The organism is Microbispora sp. NBRC 16548, assembly GCF_030268985.1.
In the GTDB taxonomy this organism is placed as follows: Bacteria; Actinomycetota; Actinomycetes; order Streptosporangiales; family Streptosporangiaceae; genus Microbispora; species Microbispora catharanthi.
This window is the reverse complement of sequence record NZ_BSSF01000004.1, coordinates 487,178-505,436: the sequence shown is the minus strand read 5'-3', so window position 1 is coordinate 505,436 and position 18,259 is coordinate 487,178. Positions and strand designations below refer to the sequence as shown.

At 71.9% G+C, this 18,259-nt stretch carries 17 protein-coding genes; 4 read left to right on the top strand and 13 right to left on the bottom strand.

Features of this window, described 5'->3' with window-relative positions:
• Positions 1–128: 128 nt before the first annotated feature.
• From QSK36_RS13430 to QSK36_RS13390, 9 genes are all read right to left on the bottom strand, one after another.
• Complete coding sequence (locus QSK36_RS13430; RefSeq protein ID WP_285782629.1) at positions 129–2,051, bottom strand: hypothetical protein; 1,923 nt, start codon at positions 2,049–2,051, stop codon at positions 129–131.
• A gap of 282 nt (positions 2,052–2,333) precedes the next feature.
• Positions 2,334–2,723, bottom strand: a complete 390-nt coding sequence (locus tag QSK36_RS13425) for an Rv3654c family TadE-like protein (RefSeq protein ID WP_285782628.1) — start codon at positions 2,721–2,723, stop codon at positions 2,334–2,336.
• Positions 2,720–3,295, bottom strand: coding sequence for a TadE family type IV pilus minor pilin (locus QSK36_RS13420; protein WP_352240207.1), 576 nt, complete (start codon positions 3,293–3,295; stop codon positions 2,720–2,722). The genes QSK36_RS13425 and QSK36_RS13420 overlap by 4 nt, the downstream gene beginning before the upstream one ends.
• Positions 3,296–3,324: 29 nt before the next feature.
• Positions 3,325–3,462, bottom strand: coding sequence for a DUF4244 domain-containing protein (locus QSK36_RS43700; protein WP_239104879.1), 138 nt, complete (start codon positions 3,460–3,462; stop codon positions 3,325–3,327).
• Positions 3,463–4,335: 873 nt separating this feature from the next.
• Positions 4,336–5,091 (bottom strand): type II secretion system F family protein, encoded by a 756-nt coding sequence (locus QSK36_RS13410; RefSeq protein WP_285782627.1) that lies wholly within the window; start codon positions 5,089–5,091, stop codon positions 4,336–4,338.
• Positions 5,092–5,367: 276 nt separating this feature from the next.
• A complete protein-coding gene (locus QSK36_RS13405) occupies positions 5,368–6,117 on the bottom strand; it encodes a type II secretion system F family protein (RefSeq protein WP_285782626.1) in 750 nt (249 codons plus the stop codon).
• Positions 6,105–7,265: a TadA family conjugal transfer-associated ATPase gene (locus QSK36_RS13400; RefSeq protein WP_285782625.1), complete on the bottom strand. Its 1,161-nt coding sequence runs from the start codon at positions 7,263–7,265 to the stop codon at positions 6,105–6,107. The genes QSK36_RS13405 and QSK36_RS13400 overlap by 13 nt, the downstream gene beginning before the upstream one ends.
• A gap of 14 nt (positions 7,266–7,279) precedes the next feature.
• A complete protein-coding gene (gene ssd, locus QSK36_RS13395; RefSeq protein ID WP_139574007.1) occupies positions 7,280–8,368 on the bottom strand; it encodes a septum site-determining protein Ssd in 1,089 nt (362 codons plus the stop codon).
• A gap of 854 nt (positions 8,369–9,222) precedes the next feature.
• Entirely contained in the window at positions 9,223–9,999 is a 777-nt protein-coding gene (locus tag QSK36_RS13390) for a Fic family protein (RefSeq protein WP_285782624.1), read from the bottom strand.
• Between the two features lie 262 nt (positions 10,000–10,261).
• On the opposite strand from QSK36_RS13390, the gene acs reads away from it, so the two are divergent.
• The 4 genes from acs to QSK36_RS13370 all read left to right on the top strand — a co-directional run bounded on the left by acs (position 10,262) and on the right by QSK36_RS13370 (position 14,775).
• Entirely contained in the window at positions 10,262–12,238 is a 1,977-nt protein-coding gene (acs, locus tag QSK36_RS13385) for an acetate--CoA ligase (RefSeq protein ID WP_285782623.1), read from the top strand.
• A 251-nt stretch (positions 12,239–12,489) separates the two neighbouring features.
• Positions 12,490–12,993, top strand: a complete 504-nt coding sequence (locus QSK36_RS13380) for a phage holin family protein (protein WP_285782622.1) — start codon at positions 12,490–12,492, stop codon at positions 12,991–12,993.
• Positions 12,983–13,903, top strand: a complete 921-nt coding sequence (locus QSK36_RS13375) for an alpha/beta fold hydrolase (protein ID WP_183537603.1) — start codon at positions 12,983–12,985, stop codon at positions 13,901–13,903. The genes QSK36_RS13380 and QSK36_RS13375 overlap by 11 nt, the downstream gene beginning before the upstream one ends.
• Positions 13,904–14,388: 485 nt before the next feature.
• The gene (locus QSK36_RS13370; RefSeq protein WP_285782621.1) at positions 14,389–14,775 is read left to right on the top strand and encodes a DUF309 domain-containing protein; all 387 of its coding nucleotides are present in this window, start codon (positions 14,389–14,391) and stop codon (positions 14,773–14,775) included.
• 199 nt (positions 14,776–14,974) lie between these two features.
• On the opposite strand, the gene QSK36_RS13365 is transcribed toward QSK36_RS13370, so the two are convergent.
• From QSK36_RS13365 to QSK36_RS13350, 4 genes are all read right to left on the bottom strand, one after another.
• Entirely contained in the window at positions 14,975–15,607 is a 633-nt protein-coding gene (locus QSK36_RS13365) for a response regulator (RefSeq protein WP_285782620.1), read from the bottom strand.
• Positions 15,604–16,707, bottom strand: coding sequence for a sensor histidine kinase (locus QSK36_RS13360; RefSeq protein ID WP_182898076.1), 1,104 nt, complete (start codon positions 16,705–16,707; stop codon positions 15,604–15,606). The genes QSK36_RS13365 and QSK36_RS13360 overlap by 4 nt, the downstream gene beginning before the upstream one ends.
• A 3-nt stretch (positions 16,708–16,710) precedes the next feature.
• Complete coding sequence (locus QSK36_RS13355; protein WP_285782619.1) at positions 16,711–16,905, bottom strand: hypothetical protein; 195 nt, start codon at positions 16,903–16,905, stop codon at positions 16,711–16,713.
• Between the two features lie 85 nt (positions 16,906–16,990).
• Positions 16,991–18,181 carry a MarP family serine protease gene (locus QSK36_RS13350; RefSeq protein ID WP_285782618.1) on the bottom strand — a complete coding sequence of 397 codons (1,191 nt, stop codon included), beginning with the start codon at positions 18,179–18,181 and terminating at the stop codon, positions 16,991–16,993.
• Between the last annotated feature and the right edge of the window lie 78 nt (positions 18,182–18,259).

Here is an 18,259-nt window from a genome sequence, read left to right as displayed (position 1 = left end):
CGGACCCTCCCAGCGGGCGGGCGGGCATGCACTCGCATCACGCCCGCCCCACGAGGCGAACAGAGGCAGCCGGAGCCGGCAGGCACCGAAGGCACGCGTCCCAGTAGGCGCCGGGGAACACGCGACCGTCAGAGGTCGCGGCGGCGGCCGGGGTAGGGGCTGTCGTCGTCCTCCGTCCAGACGTCCGGCTCGGGCTGGCGGAGGGGCCGTTCCGGTATCTGGCCGTTGACCGCCGCACCCGCGGGCACCGCCGGCACAGGGACCACCGGCACTGGGACCACCGGCACAGGGACCACCGGCATCTGCCCGGGCAGCGCCACCGGAGACAGCGATACGTGCGCGGGGGCCGTCCGGCCGCCGTCGACCCCCCGTGCCGTCAACGGCGGAAGCGACGCCAGCCGGTCCAGCGCAGCCTGCACAGGCGGCTCGCCTTCGGCAGGGACGGCCGAGGTCGAAAGGTCACCGGACGACGATCCGGGGAAAGCCGCGCCGGCGACGGCGGAGTCCGCGGAGGCGCCGTTCCACGGATCGGTTTCGGAAGCAGAGTCGGTGGAAGCGCCGTCCTCGGCTGTGGGGGCAGCGAAGATCGCCTCAGCCGCGGATGTCTCGCCAGGGCTGGTCTCGGCGGTAGGGCTGATTTCAGTGGCAGGGACGGTCTCAGCGGTAGCCGGCGGCTCCTGCCGGTCCGGCCGGTCGAGAGAGGCGGTCAGCTCCTGATCGGACAACGAGGTCTCCGTGTCCGTGCCCGTGGTCGCGCCGGCGCCTGGGATGGTGCCCGTACCCTCGGTCATCGAGGAGACGGCGCCCAGGCGAATTTCGGTGTCGGCCTCCGTCTCCGGGAGATTCTCGCGGGCCTTCGGCCTGGCCAGGATTACGGAGGGACGTCGTACAGGCGCGTTCCCCCGGGCCTTCGCCGTGGCGGCGCCGCTGAACGCGGCCGCGCCACTCGCCACCGTGGCGGCCTCAGGCGGGGCACCCGTTTTTCCAGGCACCGGCCGCGGCTGCGAGCCTCCGGACCGTCCTTCGCCCGCGCTGTCACTTGTCAGGCCCTTGCGGCGCAGCCAGGCGCCCAGGTTCGCGCCCGTGAGCAGCAGGACGACGGCGAGCGCGACATAGACGCCGAAGCTCAGCCCGCCGAGCGGCAGGAAGGAGGACTGAGCCGTCATCTTCGGATCGTCGGTCTTCTCCGGGACGACCACCGGCTCGGTCTGGTCACTGCCACCGTTCGCCTCCGGCAGCGTGAGCTCGGTGTCCTTCGGCGGCTCGGTGTCCTTGGGCGTGGTGTTCTGCGGCAGTGCCGGTTCCGGGTTCGGCACGGCGGTGGACTGATGCGTCTTCGGAGTCTTGGCGGCGGGCGACTTGACCGTCGACTGGCCCGGCTTCCTCGACGGCGACGGGGAGGGGCTCGGGGACGCCTTCGGCGCGGGAACGGTCACGTACGCGGCCGCGGAGCGCTGAGATGCCACGGTGCCGCCGGTGCCGTCCGAGCGGAACGCGCGGACGGAGACGTCGACCTTCTGTCCGCCCATGCCGGCCGGAAGCGCGAGGCTCGTCTGACAGGTGGAACCGGAGCAGGCGGAGTCGACGGAGACGGAACCGGACCTGCCGGCCTTGACCGAGGTGATCTCGTACGACTGGAGATCGGGCTCTGCGCCCTTCGCCCAGCTGACCAGGATTGTCGAGGGGTTCTTGAGCCGTGCCTCGACCCCTGAGGGAGCCTCCGGCGGACGGCTGAGCACGAAGGTGGAGGTGGCGTAGGTCTTGTGTGTGACCTCACCGAACAAACTGACCGTGAACGTGCCGTTGGGGGCGTCACCGGGGTCGAAGGATCCGCTGATCGTCTGGTTCGCGCCGCCGGAAGCGATCTTCTGCCGGGATACGGAGGGGCCCTCGACGTACAGGGCCATGCTGACCTGGTACCAGTCCGTCTGCGCGGACACGGCCACGGCACCCGATGATTTGACGACCGCCCCGTCCGCGGGGGACAGGATCTCGGCGTCGGCCGCGTTCGCCGGTGCGGCGCCGATCATCGGCGTGGACGCCAGAGCCATCAAAACGATCATCGCCGTTGTGCCCAGCCTACGAACCCTGGTCACGACGCATCCCTTCGTGGAGAACCGTCCGCCCCGGCTACCTCGGCCGAATACGCACGGCGACTGAGAGTACGCGGCACTTTACGCCAGCCGTCCGCTCTTAGACCGAATGTCTAAGAAGTCGTGATTCTATTGCGACACAAGTGGTCTCACTTTACGGAAGATCAGAAATGCGCCATATGCCCGATCGCGCTAGTAGCGGCTGGTAACGCCTCATCGCGGCTCGACGGGTGTCAGCGGTTATGCGGCGGCGCCGACCGGACCGGCCGATGCGGAGGCGGTGGCCGTCGCGGGGCCGAGGAGTGGGACCACGAACCGCACGGTTACCGCGACCTCGGCCACACCGTCCGACAGCGAGCACGACCGCAGAGACGCGCCGTTGGCGACCGCGATCGCCTGCGCACGGTCACACGCCTCATCCGGGACCGCCAGCGCCACGCGAGCGGCCCCGAGCGCGCCGAGGTCGGCGGCGCTCTGTGCCCGGTGCCGCGCGACGCGAGCGACGCCCACCTGGACGACGACCATCGCCACCGCCCACACGGCGGTCATGAGGGCGATCGTCCAGATGGTCGCCGAGCCGCGCTCCCGCCTGGAGCGCGTTCCGCCCTCGCATGCCTGAAATCTCCTCATTCGCGTGCCCCCGCTCCCGCGATCCGCGCTCCTCCGATTCCTTCGAGTTCAGGGCGACTGCGTTCAGGGCGACTGCCGGCCGCGTTCATATGGCTTCGGAACCGCTCGTCATTCGCGTCCGCCTGGTCTCGGAGCGACGAGGTCCTCCCGAGGCCCGCAGACCGGGTCGCCTCCGCAGCCGCCGACAGCGACGGAAGGACGCCGGGTTCGGTGGCGGAGACGGCGGCGGCCCGGAGGCGAGCCGGCGGGAGCGGCGACCTGAAGGGCGGCCGGACGGTCGCGATGACCTCGACCCGGGTGGTGTCCGCTCCCACTCGGATGGACACCATGGCACCCTCCGGAGCCAGTCGCAGGACTGCCGCGCTCACCTCCTCGGCCGCCTCGCCCCGTGCGGCGGCGCGTGCACCGGCCCGGGCCGCGTCGACGCATCGCAGTTGCGCGCCCACGATCGTCACCGCCCACAGTGAGGCGGTCAGCACCACCACGAGGGCCGGAAGTGCGACAGCGGTCTCCGCGGTCACCGAGCCTCGCTCCCGCCGGGGCGGCACGTCCACCACACGCCGTCGCGGCATCCAGGCACAGCGGTGCACCACCGGGAGCCTCAGGCGGCCAGCTTCAGCGCCTTCTGGATGAGCGCGGCGAGCATCGACCTCACTTCGGCGCTGGTGACCACCTTCCAGAGCAGTGCGGCGAACCCGCAGGCGGCTATCGTGCCGACGGCGTACTCCGCGGTGGACATACCCGCGTCGGCCCTCGTTTCGGCCTGCACCGCCCACCGAACGCTCAGCTCTCGAGCTCGGTACGAGGCCCGGGCGACCGATCGCCGCAGCGCGGCGGACGACCTCCGCAGGGCGTCGCCCATCGCCAGCGCGGCGTTCCAGAGCCGAGCACCCCGACGCCCGGCACCTTGACGCCCGGCACCCTGACGCCCGGCACCTTGGGCCCCCGGCCGTCCCGCCCTTGAGAGGACGGTCAGGACGCTGACAGCGAGGACGTTTCCCACCGCGGTCACGCCGGATCGGCGGCGGCCACCTTCCGTCCGCAGGCCGCCTTCCGTCCGCAACCCGCCTCCCGCCCTGTGGCCGGCAAGCGCCCACCCGCCGTCGACCGCGCGCTGTCCCAGACGGCCGGACTTCGGCCCCCGCCCGGACCGCGTCGACGACCCGGCGGCTTCGGAAGCGCCGAATCCTGCCCACCGGCCGAAGCGGGTGAACACGGACGTGCGCCCGGAGCGGCCGAGCAGCGCCCTACGTGCCGAGCGCACGAGCCTCGCCCATCGTGCCGGCCGCGCCCTGTGACGGCCCACAGCGTCACCGTCTCGCCGCCGGAGGATCGCGCTCGTCTGATTCCTCCGGCCGGTCGCGGCGTGCTTGCTCATCGGTCCTCCTGACCCGCTCGGGGCGGCCCCTCCGCCCGTGCTGGGACCAGGCTGCGGGATCACGGACGGAGGAATTCGGGCCGAGCACGGTTCTGTGGACAAGAGCCCTGCCGCCGCAGTTGTCCACAACCACAGCGCCCTCATCTGTGGATCGACGACCAGCGATTGTGGAGCTTCTGAACCCTTTGCCCCGCCTGCTGTCCACAGGTGTGGATGAGACTGTCCACAGGTTGTTCATGGCAGGAGGATCTGGCCCGCCAGACCCGCGACCATGGGGATGATCCCCAGGAAGACGAAGGCCGGCAGGAAACAGAGCCCGAGCGGTGCGACAGCGTGGACACCTACCCTGCGCGCCGCGGCCGAGGCCGTCGCCTGAGCCGTACGCCGGGCGTCGTCGGCGAGCCGGGTGAGGACGTCGGCGACCGGCGCACCGCTCTGGGCAGCCCGGATCATCGTTCTGGCCAGGGCGGCGAGCGCCGGTTCATCGGACAGAGCGGCCCACGCCTCCTCGGGAGGAGCGCCCAGGCGCATCTGAGCACCGGCCCACGAGAGCCGCTCGCCCACCGGGCCCGCGATCGCGACGGCGGTCGTCTCGACGGCCCCGCTCATCGGTTGTCCTGCCCGGAGACAGGCGACGATCAGATCGACGGCGAACGGAAGGTCGGCCCCCATACGCTGCCGGCGGCGCCTGACCTCGGCCGGTTCCCTCCTGCGAACGGCGACGAACAGGCCGATGGCCGTCACCGTCCCCGCGCACGCCCCCACGAGACCACCGAGAAGCAGGAACAGCGCGAATCCCACGGGTGCCGCGACGGCCACCCCTCGACGTGACGCGCTCGCGCCCATCGGCGCGGCGCCTGGTGATCCCCGTGCCGGCGCCTCCGACGCCGCCGACGACGCGATGGCGTTCAGCCGCAAGGCCGGCGAACGAGCAGCCGGCCACGTCAGCATCGCCAGCGTGGTCAGGAGCCCGGCCAGTACGGCGATCATGTCTCGCCCCCTTTCCAGCGTGACAACCGTCTCCAGCAGGACAACCGGCGCCGCTACCTGCGACGACGGGCGTCCTCTCCACCACAGGCGACACCCGCCGCCCCCGCCACGTGACGCCCACACCTCGCGACAGCCGCCGGCACCACTCGCGGCTTCGACCCGCGACGTCCCCGGCACGCGTCCGATCAGGGCCGTCCGGCCCCCCCGCGTGTCCGATCGGGACCGTCCGGCCCCGGCACCGGCTCGCCACCGCACGTCGGCGACGGCGCCGTCCGATCACGGCACCGTCAGCTCCTCCGCTCGGGTGACGAGCCTGCGGGTCCACCAGACGCCGGCGGCGTCGAGGACGAGCCCGACGACCAGGCAGACGAACCCCGCCGGGCTGCCGAACAGGAACGCCAGCGGATCCATGCCGAGCCCTGCGGCCATCAGCAGGCCGAGCACGGGCAGGCCCGCCAGCATCCGGGCGGTCGCCCGAGGTCCGGAGAGCTGGGCGGCCACCTCCTCTCGATGGGCCTGCGCCTCCCGCAGAGACGCGCACGCCCGTTCCACCAGTGCGGTCAGGCCGCCGCCCACGGCCACGCTCACCCGCCAGCACGCGGCCAGCCGGACCAGTCCCTCGCCCCCGCGCGCGGGCGCGGCGTTCAGCAGGGCCGCGGCGACGTCGCCGCCATCCCGGGCGGCGGCGACCACCGGGGCGAGCGCGGCCGGATCGGGTGGGCTGACCGAGGAGACCGCCCGAGCGAGGGCGTCGCCGGGGGTCCTGCCCGCCGACAGCTCGGCTGCCAGGCTCTGGCACAGCTCGATGGACGCCGTACGCCAGGCCGCCGCCGTCGCCCCTGGCCGTGGACGGCGGGTGAGTACGACCCAGAACCTGCGCATGTCCCTTGACCGCCGACTCCGCGTGAGCGACGCCAGCCGTGTCGTCCCGGCATCCGGCCCGGCCCACACCCAGGCGGCGAGGGCGGCGGCGAGCATCGCGACCAGCCCCGTGACCAGCCCGCCCGGCGGCGTCACGACGGCCACGAGGCCGGGCAGCGTGCTCGTAGCGCCTCGAAGGACGGGCCCCGGCACGCCCGGCCGTCCGGATCGAAGGTCAGGGCCGGAGCCGCCGTCACCAGGCCGGACGAGCCGCGCTCGAGCACGCAGATCTCCGAAACGCGGCGGCGGCCTCCGCTGACCTCCCGCACGAGGTGGATGACGATCTCGAGCGCGGCGGCGATCTGGCTGTGCACCGCCTCCCGCGACAGCCCCGCCGCACAGGCCAGAGCCTCCAGCCGCGCGGGCACGTCGGCGGCGTTGTTGGCGTGCAGCGTGCCGCAGCCGCCCTCGTGACCGGTGTTGAGCGCCGCCAGCAGATCGACGACTTCCGCTCCTCGCACCTCGCCCACCACGAGGCGGTCGGGCCGCATCCGGAGGGCCTGCCGTACGAGATCGCGCAGCCCGACCCCGCCCGCGCCTTCCAGGTTCGGCGGCCGGGCCTCCAGCCGTACGACGTGAGGGTGCAGAGGCTGCAACTCGGCTGAGTCCTCGACCAGCAGCAGACGCTCCGCGGGACCCGCGAGGGAGAGCATGGCGCTCAACATGGTCGTCTTGCCGGTGCCGGTTCCTCCGGTGACCAGGAACGCCAGCCGGGCCGCCATGATCGCGCGGAGCACGGCGGCTCCGCCCTCCGCGGCGAGCTCCTCCACCGTGAACGCCCGTCGTGACGGCAACCGCAGCGACAGGCAGGTCCCCTCCGCCGCGATCGGCGGGAGGACCGCGTGCAGGCGCACGCCGCCGGCGAGCCGGGCGTCCACGTAGGGGCAGGCGTCGTCGAGGCGACGCCCGGCCGCCGCGGCCAGGCGCTGGGCAAGCCTGCGGACCTCGTCGTCTCCCGGAAACGTCACGCCCGTCCTGCGCAGGCCGTCCCCGTCGTCCACCCACACCTCGCGCGGCCCGTTGACCAGGACGTCCGTGACACCCGGCTCGGCCAGCAGGGCTTCGAGCGGGCCCGCGCCGATGAGATGGGCGCGCAGCGTTCGAGCGACGGCCAGGATCTCGGCGTCGCCGAGCACGGCCCGCTCGGCGCGCAGGGCCGCCGCCACCTGGGCCTCGCTGGGGGCGGCACCGGTCTGCGACAGCCGTACGCGCACCGCCTCGACCAGATCCGCCCCGACCCCGGTAACGGTCACCGGTCCTTGGCGGGTCACGGGCCACCCGCCCCGGCGGACGGCCGGCCGGTCCTGCCGCCCTGGGAGAGCCCGCCCAGGAGGGACTCGAGCAGCTCACCGCAGAAGCGGCCCAACGGGGAGCGGCGCAGCGGCGGCGGGTCTCCCCGATCCAGTGTCTCCACGAGTCCGCGCGTCTCCGGGAGCACACCCGCGCACGGGACCGACAGAGAGGCCGCGACGACCTCCGGATCGAGCGTCCCGGCGCGCATCACCAGGCGCAGGTCGCCGGTTCCCGGTCGGAGCAGCGTCACCGTCTGGGCCGCCGCGAGCGCTCCTCGCAGGTCCGCGGGAACGACGACGATCGTCGCGGCGGCCCTGGCGAGCGCCTCAGCCTCGCCTTCGCCGACGTGCCGGGGCAGGTCGACCACGACCAGGTCGCAGCCGCGCTGCGCGGCGTCGAGCACGACACGCATCGCCTCACGGGGGATGCGCACCGGCTCGCCGCGATGCGCCGACAACACCGTGAGCTCCCCGAAGGTGGGCAGCGCCTCCTGGAGGGCGGCGAAGCTCACCCTGCCTTCCCTCCCGACGACGTCGGGCCAGCGGGCGCCCAGCGCCTCCTCCTGACCGAGCAGCACGTCGATGCCCCCGCCGAGCGGGTCGGCGTCGACGAGGAGCGTGCGCAGCCCGCCGCGGGACGCCGTCAGCGCCAGGGACGCCGCGAGGACGGTGGCACCGGCGCCGCCCTTCCCTCCCGCGACGCACAGGACCGTGCCGGCCCTGGTGGCGGGCTCGGCGGCGTCGCCGAACTCCTCCACGAGAAGCCGCTCGGCCTCGGGCAGTTCCAGCACGGTGTGCGCCCCGACCGCGACGCACCTGCGCCACATGTCGGGGTCGTCGGCGGTCCGCGTCACGACGACCACGTTCTGCCGGGGCGGCGGACCCGTGGCGGCCAGATCGTCGGCCAGGTCACTGCCGACCACGACCAGCGGAGCCCGAATCCAGTACGGCCGGGCGTGGGCCGCCGCGTGGGCCACGTCGAGTTCGACGCCCGCGGCGGCGGCGATGCGGAGCAGATCGTCGAGGAGTTCCTGATCGTCGGTTATGGCCAGTGGGCGTGGCATCGGTGTCTCCCTGTCGTCCCGGACGACTCGGCATTTGGGAGGACCACCATGCGAGAGGCCGCGACCGGCGCGGGCGAGCGAACCGCGTTCTGTGGACGAAGCGCGGCCTGTGGACAAGACCGGGCGGTTCGGGTCGTCCCCTATTGGCCACAGGCGGGTTGATCGAAGAAAAAGGGCGACCCCCGCCGGGGGGGAGAGCGGGGGTCGCCTAGCGGTCCGGCTCTGGGGGGGTAGAGCCGGTCCCGTATTACAAGAAAGCTTTAAACAAGGGACCACGACATGGCAAGGGTTCCAACGCCATCAAGCCAGGCACGTCGTTCCGTATGGAGAGACACACCGTATGCTGCCTGATCACGAGAGGTACGTCGAGAACCCTCTCCAATCTGAGTAAAATTTTTTCCCAGAGTCAGTGTGGCATGTCGACAGGCGCGGTCGCAACGGGTACGGGCGACGGCCACGAGGAGTCACCCCTCCCCGCTCTTCATGCCGACATACGGCACCAATGGGGACAGAAGTGCAGGAATGACCCAAGTGACTCGGTAAAGCTCTTGGACGTAGGGGTTTCCATCTCGGGGAAACGGACGTAAAAAGGGATTACGGACCTGCGGGTCCGTGTACGGCATCGGGTACCCACGCGCGACCAGCCGCGGGAGGCGTGTCGAGACGGGCTTGACCCGCTCCGACAAATTCAGGTGCACGCTTGGTAACCCGGTGACACGTACCGGCGACGGCGTTCCACACCAGGGACGCCGTCTGCTTTGTCCGCACCGGCGCCGCGCCTGGCGGCCCGGCACGGCCCCGGCGGACCGCACCCGCCTGCACCGGCGCCGCGTACGGCGGCACGCAAGGGCGGATCAGCGGGACATGGCCTCGCAGATCGCCGTCGTCTCGCGGACGCCGTGGACGACCGCCGACGCGCAGTGCCTCACCCAGGTCCCGACACCCTCACTCGTGCCCTTGAGATACGCCCTGAGGCCCTCGGCGTACGCGTCGCCGAGGTCGGCGTGGCCCACCTCGACGGCGGCGAGCGACTTCGGATCGAGGCCGAGGTCGACCAGCGTGAGCCGCTCCGCGGCGCGGGCGACCAGGCCGTCGGCCACGCCGAACGGACGCAGCACCGCCAGCTCCGCGTGCACGATCGCGGCGAGCACGAGGGCGGGCGCCCCGGTGGAACCCGTGACCAGCCCGGCGAGGGCCGACATGCGGGCCGCGGTCTCCTCCGGTCCGGGCGCAGGGCCGAGCCCCAGCGGATCGGCGGTCGTGGGCGCGGTCCGGGGCCTGCCGGGGTCGGCGGTCATCCCGGCGGCCGCCAGCGCGTGCAGCCGGGCGAGGACCTGCCGCGGCGCCGAGCGCCACGTCGAGGCCAGCCGTCCGAGTTCGGCCGAGGCGCGCAGCGCGCCCTGCACGACGGGATCGGTCACCTCGCCCATGCGCAGCGGCTCGAGCGGCACGTCGGCGCCCTCGATCGCGGCGGAGGCGCGCGCGCCACGCAGGGCCGACTCGGCCGACACCTCGGGACTGCGCCGGCGCAGCACCCGGTGCCGGTAAAGCCGGTCGACGGCCTCTCGGGCCTCCTGTACGGCCTCGGGCACGCCGGGCAGCCCGGCGATCACAGCCAGGGGATCGCTCACAGCCCCCGACCATACCCGCCGGTAGAAGGTCGTTCGCCGAGGAGGTACGGCCGTTCAGCGCACAAAGGCGACACCGGTCTCGGCGACTTCCTCACCTATCGCTAAGTTGGCAGGTTATAGGGCGGTAACCGGACAAAACGCCCCCACCCCGATTACTTGTACTTGACACCGCTCGCCTGGTGAAGTGGGACACGACATACCCCAGCTTGGCCGAGGCGGCCGAACGAGAGACAACCTTTTAGACGCTGTGAAGGAGTACGGAGTGGCCACCGAGACCCCCGGTCAGGAAACCCAGGAGACGCTGTCGAACCTGCTGAGCGAGACGCGCCGGTTCGAGCCCCCGGCGGACCTGGCCTCGGCCGCGAACGTCACGGCGGACGCCTACGAGGAGGCCGCACAGGACCGGCTCGCCTTCTGGGAGCGCGCCGCGGAGCGGCTGACGTGGGCGGAGCGCTGGGACACCACGCTTGAGTGGGAGCCGCCCTTCGCCAAGTGGTTCGTCGGCGGCAAGCTGAACGTCGCCTACAACTGCGTCGACCGCCACGTCGAGGCCGGCCGGGGCGACAAGGTCGCCTACTACTGGGAGGGCGAGCCGGACGGCGACAGCCGTACGATCACCTACGCCGACCTGCAGAAGGAGGTCGCGAAGGCGGCCAACGCGCTGCAGGAGCTGGGAGTGCGCAAGGGCGACCGGGTCGCGGTCTACATGCCGATGATCCCCGAGCTGCCCATCACCCTGCTGGCCTGCGCCCGGATCGGCGCGATCCACTCGGTGGTCTTCGGCGGCTTCTCCGCCTCCGCCCTGAAGAGCCGCATCCACGACGCGGACGCGAAGGTCGTCGTCACCGCCGACGGCGGCTTCCGCCGCGGCGCGCCCAGCGCGCTGAAGCCGACGGTCGACGAGGCGGTCGCCGAGTGCCCCGGCGTCGAGCACGTCGTCGTCGTACGCAGGACCGGCCAGGACGTCGCAACCACCGAGCGGGACGTCTGGTGGCACGACCTCGTGGACCGCCAGCCCGCCGAGCACGAGCCGGTGCCGCACGACGCCGAGGACCCCCTGTACATCCTCTACACCAGCGGCACGACGGGGAAGCCGAAGGGCATCCTGCACACCACCGGCGGCTACCTCACCCAGGTCGCCTGGACCCACCACGCGGTCTTCGACCTCAAGCCCGACAGCGACATCTACTGGTGCACAGCCGACATCGGCTGGGTCACCGGGCACTCCTACATCGTGTACGGCCCGCTCGCCAACGGCGCGACCAGCGTGATCTACGAGGGCACCCCGGACACCCCGCACCGCGGCCGTTTCTGGGAGATCGTGCAGAAGTACAAGATCACGATCCTCTACACCGCCCCCACCGCGATCCGTACGTTCATGAAGTGGGGCGACGACATCCCCGCGAAGTACGACATGTCGTCCCTGCGGGTGCTCGGCTCGGTCGGCGAGCCCATCAACCCCGAGGCGTACGTCTGGTATCGCGAGCACATCGGCGCCAACCGCTGCCCGGTGGTGGACACGTGGTGGCAGACGGAGACCGGCGGCATCATGATCAGCCCGCTTCCCGGCGTCACGGCCGCCAAGCCCGGCGCCGCCATGCAGCCGCTGCCGGGAATCTCCGCCGACGTGGTCGACGACCAGGGCAACTCGGTGCCGAACGGCGGCGGCGGCTTCCTCGTGGTCCGCGAGCCGTGGCCGTCCATGCTCCGGACCATCTGGGGCGACGACAAGCGCTACGTCGACACCTACTGGTCGCGGTTCGAGGGGATGTACTTCCCCGGCGACGGCGCCAAGCGCGACGAGGACGGCGACCTGTGGCTGCTCGGCCGGGTGGACGACGTCATGCTCGTCTCTGGGCACAACATCTCCACGACCGAGGTCGAGAGCGCGCTGGTCAGCCACCCGAAGGTGGCCGAGGCGGCCGTCGTTGGCGCCACCGACCCGCTGACCGGCCAGGCCATCGTGGCCTTCGTGATCCTGCGCGGCAGTGCGGAGGAGAGCGACGACATCGCCGCCGTGCTGCGCGCCCACGTGGCCAAGACGCTCGGCCCGATCGCCAAGCCGCGGCAGATCCTGGTCGTGCCCGAGCTGCCGAAGACCCGCTCCGGCAAGATCATGCGCCGGCTGCTGCGCGACGTGGCGGAGAACCGGTCGCTCGGCGACGTCACCACGCTGACCGACAGCTCGGTCATGAACCTGATCGCGGAGAAGCTGCCCAGCGCCAAGAGCGACGACTGATCACGAGCCGCCTGATCTCGTGAGGAAGGCGTGGACGAACGGCGTCCACGCCTTCCGCGTCTCCGCACGGGCCACGGTCCGGCGCGACGAGGAGCGTACGGATCGCCTGAGCCGTCATATTCGGACCGTCCGCGGGCAGGTCTCCGCGTGTCGCGTCCTTCGAATCGGGTTATCCACAGGCAAGGGGCTTCAGTGCAGGTGCGCGGGCGGGCACGAGATGATGTTTGATAGTCGCAGATAGGAGATCGCTCATGCCCGAGGACGAATCGCTCGGTGCGCTGGTCGCCCAGGCGAGCCATCACATCTCGACCCTCGTACGGTCGGAGATCGAGCTGGCGAAGGCCGAGCTCAAGTTCGACGCGAAGCGGGTCGGCATGGCCGCCGGGCTCTTCGGCGCCGCGGCCTTCATCGGGCACCTGTGCCTGATCCTGGCCTCGTTCGCGATCGCGTACGCCCTCGTGGCCGTGGGGCTGGCCACCTGGCTCGCGTTCACGATCGTCACGGTGTTCTACCTCCTGATGGCCGGGTTGCTGGTCCTCGTCGGCTACCGCCGGCTCAAGGGGCTGACCGGCATGAAGCGCACCAGGCGGAGCCTGCGCGGCCTGGCGGGCCCGGAGGAGGCGGAGGAGGAGCTGCCGGAGAGGATCCCGGCCCCCACCACGCCGCGGTCCGAGGCCCCGGCGCCGCCGCCGTACACGGGCCCGACCGCCGGGCAGGTGGGCGCCCACCGGGAGTCCGTGAGCGATGCCGGTTGACGAGACGCTGATCGAGCTCGACGGCCCCTGGACACACCGGGTGGTGCACGCGGGCGGTGTGCGGTTCCACGTGGCTGAGGCCGGGGACGGGCCGCTCGTTCTGCTGCTGCACGGGTTCCCCCAGTTCTGGTGGACCTGGCGACACCAGCTTCCGGCGCTGGCGGAGGCCGGTTACCGGGCCGTCGCCGTCGACCTGCGCGGTTACGGCACCAGCGACAAGCCGCCGCGCGGCTATGACCTGCCCACGCTGGCCGTCGACGCGGCGGGCCTGGTGCGCGCGCTCGGCGAAACGAGCGCGATCGTGGTGGGCCATGACTGGGGCGGCCTGCTGGGCTGGACGATGAGCGTCCTCGATCCGAAGGTGGTGCGGCGGCTGGTGCCGGTGTCGGCGCCGCATCCGCTGCGCATGCGCTCCGCGCTTTTCACCGACCCACTCGGGCAGCTCAAGGCCAGCCGCTACGCCCTGGGATACCAGCTCCCCTTCCTGCCGGAGCGGAAGCTGACCCGCAAGGGCGGCGCCGCGGTCGGCAGGCTGGTCGAGAGGTGGGCCGGGCCGCAGTGGCCCGGCGACGGCGTGACGCGGGTGTATCGGGAGGCGATGCGGCTCCCGACCGTGGCGCACTGCGCGCTGGAGTACTACCGCTGGTTCGCCCGGTCCCAGCTCCGCCCTGACGGCTTCCGCTATGCCCGCCAGATGCGCGCGGAGATCGAGGCGCCGACGTTGCAACTGCACGGCGCGCTCGACCCGTGCGTCCTGCCGCGGACCGCCCAGGGCTCCAGCAGGTTCGTGGCCGCGCCGTACCGGTGGCGGCTGATCGAGGGCGCCGGGCATTTCCCGCACGAGGAGCGCCCCGAGCAGTTCAATGCCGAGCTCATCGCCTGGCTCTCCGACCCCGAACCCGACCGCTGAACCCAGCCACTGAACCCGGCCACTGAATTCGACCGCTGAACCCGGCCACTCGACCCGGCCACTCGACCCGGTCGCTGAACCCGCCCGCTCGACCTGACCGCTCGACCTGACCGCTCGACCTGACCGCCGAATCCGACCCCGAGCCCGCGGCTGAACCCGGCCGCTGACGTGCCGTCCGGCGCCGGATGCGACCCGCCGTCGCCGGTCTCACACACCCTGATCGCCCCCAGTGCGGCCGCCCGGCTGCCGGATCGGTACCCGTGATCTTGTAGAAGATAGTAGAAATGTGCCCTGAAGTGGCTCAACTTCCTGGTTGATCTCCGGGTGATCCGGGAGTCGCCGGGGTGCTTCGGCCGCTCAGAACCGCCCACGCGCCCTGCGGAGAGACCATGCGTGACCGTGACGAAGCGGGTCGCCCCCGTAATGCACGCCCCCGCGACGAGTACGGCAGGCCGCTCCCCAGAGGCACAGAGGGAGTGCCCCGGGTGCCGGACGACTACGCCCCCGCCGCCGAGGAGGCGCTGGAGGAGGCCAGGAAGCTGCTTGCGGCGGGCCGGCCGTTCCACGCCCACGAGGTGCTTGAGGCCCGCTGGAAGACCGGCCCGGCCGAGGAGCGCGAGTTGTGGCAGGGGCTCGCCCAGATATGCGTCGGCCTGACGCACATCCAGCGCGGCAACCTCTCCGGTGCCGCCGCCCTGCTGACCCGCGGGTCCGCCAGGCTCGGCGCGTACGGCTCCACCCGGCCCTACAGGCTGGACCTGCGGGCCCTGGCCATCGAGGCCGACGCGGTCACGACCGCCATCGACGAGGGGAACGCCGACGCCGGCTCCGCCATCGCCGCCATCCTCGCCCGCCTGGCCCCCGCGAAGTAGCGAGGCCGCCCGTCAGCGGTAGCGGTGACGCCGGGGTGCGGAGGCGTGGTGCGGCGGGCAGGGCTGCTGACCATATGGCTGCTGCGGCGGTCAGGGCTGCTGACCAATAAGGCTGCGGCGGCGGTCAGGGCTGCTGGCCGATAAGGCTGCTGCGGACTGTGGAACCGGGCACCGGCTGCGCGATGCGCGGGAGACGCACCTAGAGCAGCCTGTCGCGCGCGTAGGCGGCGGCCGCCGTACGGTTGCGGACGCCGATCTTGGCGAAGGCGTTGTTGATGTGCGTCTTCACGGTCGTCTCCGCGATGAAGAGGGCCGAGCCGATCTCCGCGTTGCTCAGCCCCCCGGCGACGAGCCGCAGCACCTCGACCTCCCGCACGGTCAGCCCGTCGGGACAGGCCACGACCGGCGGCGGCGCGGAGCGGGACAGCGCGTCGACCAGCCGCCGGGACACCGCGGCCGAGAACGTCGACTGCCCGGCGGCGGCGGAGCGGAGGGCGGCGGCGATCTCGGCGCGCCCGGCGTCCTTGGTGAGGTAGCCGCAGGCCCCGGCCAGCAGGGCGGAGTCCACGGACCGGTCGTCGTCGTAGGTCGTCAGCACCACGACGGCCACCTCCGGGTACGCACGGCTGATCCGCCGCGTGGCCTCGACGCCGTCCATCACGGGCATGCGCAGGTCCATGAGCACGACGTCGGGACGCAGCTCGGCCACCAGGCTCAGGGCCTCTTCTCCGTTCCCGGCGTCGCCCACCACCTCCACGTGGTCGACCAGGTCCAGCAGCGCCACCAGGCCCTCACGCATGAGCTGCTGGTCGTCCACGACCAGGACCCTCATTCCGGCACCTCCGCCCGCACCTCCCACAGGCCGCCCGCCGGTCCGGCGCTCAACGTCCCGCCCGCGAGCGCCAGCCGCTCACGCATGCCCTGCAGGCCGTGCCCGGATGACACCGCGCGTGCGGCCTCACACGGGTTGCGCACCACCAGCCGGACGGCGCCCTCACCGTAGCCGAGCTCGACCGTTACGGGCTCGCCCGGAGCATGCCTGGCGGCGTTGGTCAGCGCCTCGCGCGCCGTACGCAGCAGGCAGACCTCCGCCGCCGGGGTGATCGGCCGCCGTGTGCCCGCCGTACACAGTTCGGCGGGCACGTCGTGGTCCCTGCGGTGCTCGGCGACCAGCAGGCTCAGCGCGTCGGGCAGCGGCGGCACGTCCTCCCGAAGGGCCGCCACCGCCGAGCGCGCCTCGGTCAGCCCCTCCCTGGCCAGAGCCCGCGACCTGCGGATGCGCGCCACCGCTCCCTCCACGTCGCCTCGCTCGGTGAGCAAGGCCTCGGCGACCTCCAGTTGCACCCCCAGGGCGCCGAGGGAGTGCGCGAGCACGTCGTGGAGCTCCCTGGCGATGCGGGCCCGCTCGTCGAGCGCCATGGCCCTGGCCCGGTCCTGCTGGGCCCGGCGGTACTGGCGCCGGTGCAACGCGAAGAGCACGGTGCACAGCACGACCGCGGCACGGACCACGATCGCCGATCGCGGCTGTTCCCACCACAGCATGCTGCCGGCCATGAGCGCCAGGTCGGTCACGGTGACCGCGACGATCGCTCCCATGCTCGGCGTCACGTGCGCCGCGAACAGCAGCAGCATCGCGAACACGAATACCGTGGGCGCTGCCTCGGCCGATCCCGACACCGACGCGGCGATCGCCGAACCGGCCGCGAGGAGGGCCACGGCGACTCGCGAGAAGTATCGGTCGAGCAGGACGAAGGCCAGCCAGCACGCCATCGACGCGCAGAGCGCGGACCAGAACAGCGCGGGGGCGCGGTCGGGCGACGCGGTCGCGAGCGACCAGGCGAGGACCAGGCTCATCAGCAGCCTGACCATGTGGCCGGTCTCGGGGTCGTCGGCCGCCAGCAGCCGCACGACCCGCCCCCACACCTCCCGCATCGCCTAGCGCGAATCCGTCAACGTGAGAATCATGTTCAACACGATAAGCCGGAAGGCCACGAAGCCGGCGATCACCAGCAGGGCCACGATCACGATCGCGAGCAGGACCTTGCCGTTCATCTTCCCCCCGTTGGCGTCCAGGAGCCGGTGCAGCAGGTCGAGCCAGATGCGGCCCGACCCTCCAGTGCGTTTGTCCATGCCGAGGACGGTAGGGACGGGGTGGGGTGGAGCGGCACCTCCGAAGGATGGAGAACGGGGTGGAGCGTCAGGAACCGGATACTCCCTAGTCGCAGTCCTGGGTGCCCACGCGGACGACGGCGCCGCTGCCGTCGTTGGCGTCGGGCATGACCTCCTCCGCGGTGAGGGCGTAGCCCGTCTCGGCCTGGTCCGTTGCGGCGGCGAAGATCACTCCGAACACCCGGCCGTCCGGGCTCAGCAGCGGCCCGCCCGAGTTGCCCGGCTGGACCTTGCCCCGGATGGCGTAGACCTCGCGCTCCACCCTGCGCTGGTTGTAGATGTCGTACGACTCGGCGCGCTGCTTGATCCTGACGCGCGCGGCGAGCGGCGTGAAGGGGTGCCCCTTCGGGTAACCGGCGATGATCGCGCTGTCGCCCTTGTCGGCGTTCATGTCGAAGCGCAGCGCGTTGATCGGGAGGCCAGGGACGAACAGGACCGCGATGTCGCGCTCGGGGTTGTACAGGACGACCCGGGCGTCGTACTGATTGCCCTCGTAGTCGGTCACCCGCAGACCCTCGGTCACCCCGGCGACGACGTGCGCGTTGGTCATGATCCGCTGCCGCGCGTAGACGAACCCGGTTCCCTCGATGCGCTTGCGGCAGCTTGGGGCCGTGCCCTGCACCTTGACGATCGCCCTGCGGGCCCGGACGAGGGCGGGGCTGCTGTTGATCAGGCTCTGGTCCGGCGGGGGCACGTTCTGGCCGCCGATGGAGGTGATGACCTGCGGCCACTCCGACGTGCTGACGAAGTCCCTGAACGGTTTCTGCATGTCCCGCACGCCGTCCGGGATGGCCCCGTCGACCGTCTGCCACACGACGGATCCGTTGATCTGGTCCTTGATCAGCGGCTGGCCGAAGCTCATCGACACCATCAGGGAGCCGAGCACCCAGGCGATGCCCAGAACCGACAGGCCGCTGGCCACCGAGCCGCCGAAGGCGTCGACCGCCTTGGCCGGCTCCCATGTGAGGTGGCTGCGGGCCACCGCGCCGATGGTCGAGGACGCGAACTGCCCGATCGTCGCCGCCAGGAAGACGATGACGATGGCTAACAGCGCCCTCTCGATGTCACCGCTGACGATCGCTCCGGCCAGGGGCGGCGCGATGAACAACCCCAGGAAGGCGCCGCCGATGAATCCGATGAAGCTGAAGGCCCCGATGATGAAGCCCTGCCGGTAACCGGATACCGCGAAGGCCACCACCAGGCCGATCAGGATGAGATCCAGAAGATCGCCGCGCACAGTTTCCACGGTATAGCCACGCCACTCGTCGTGTGCGGGCGTCTGCCGGGTCTCGTCGCCATACGCGGCGTACGAGCA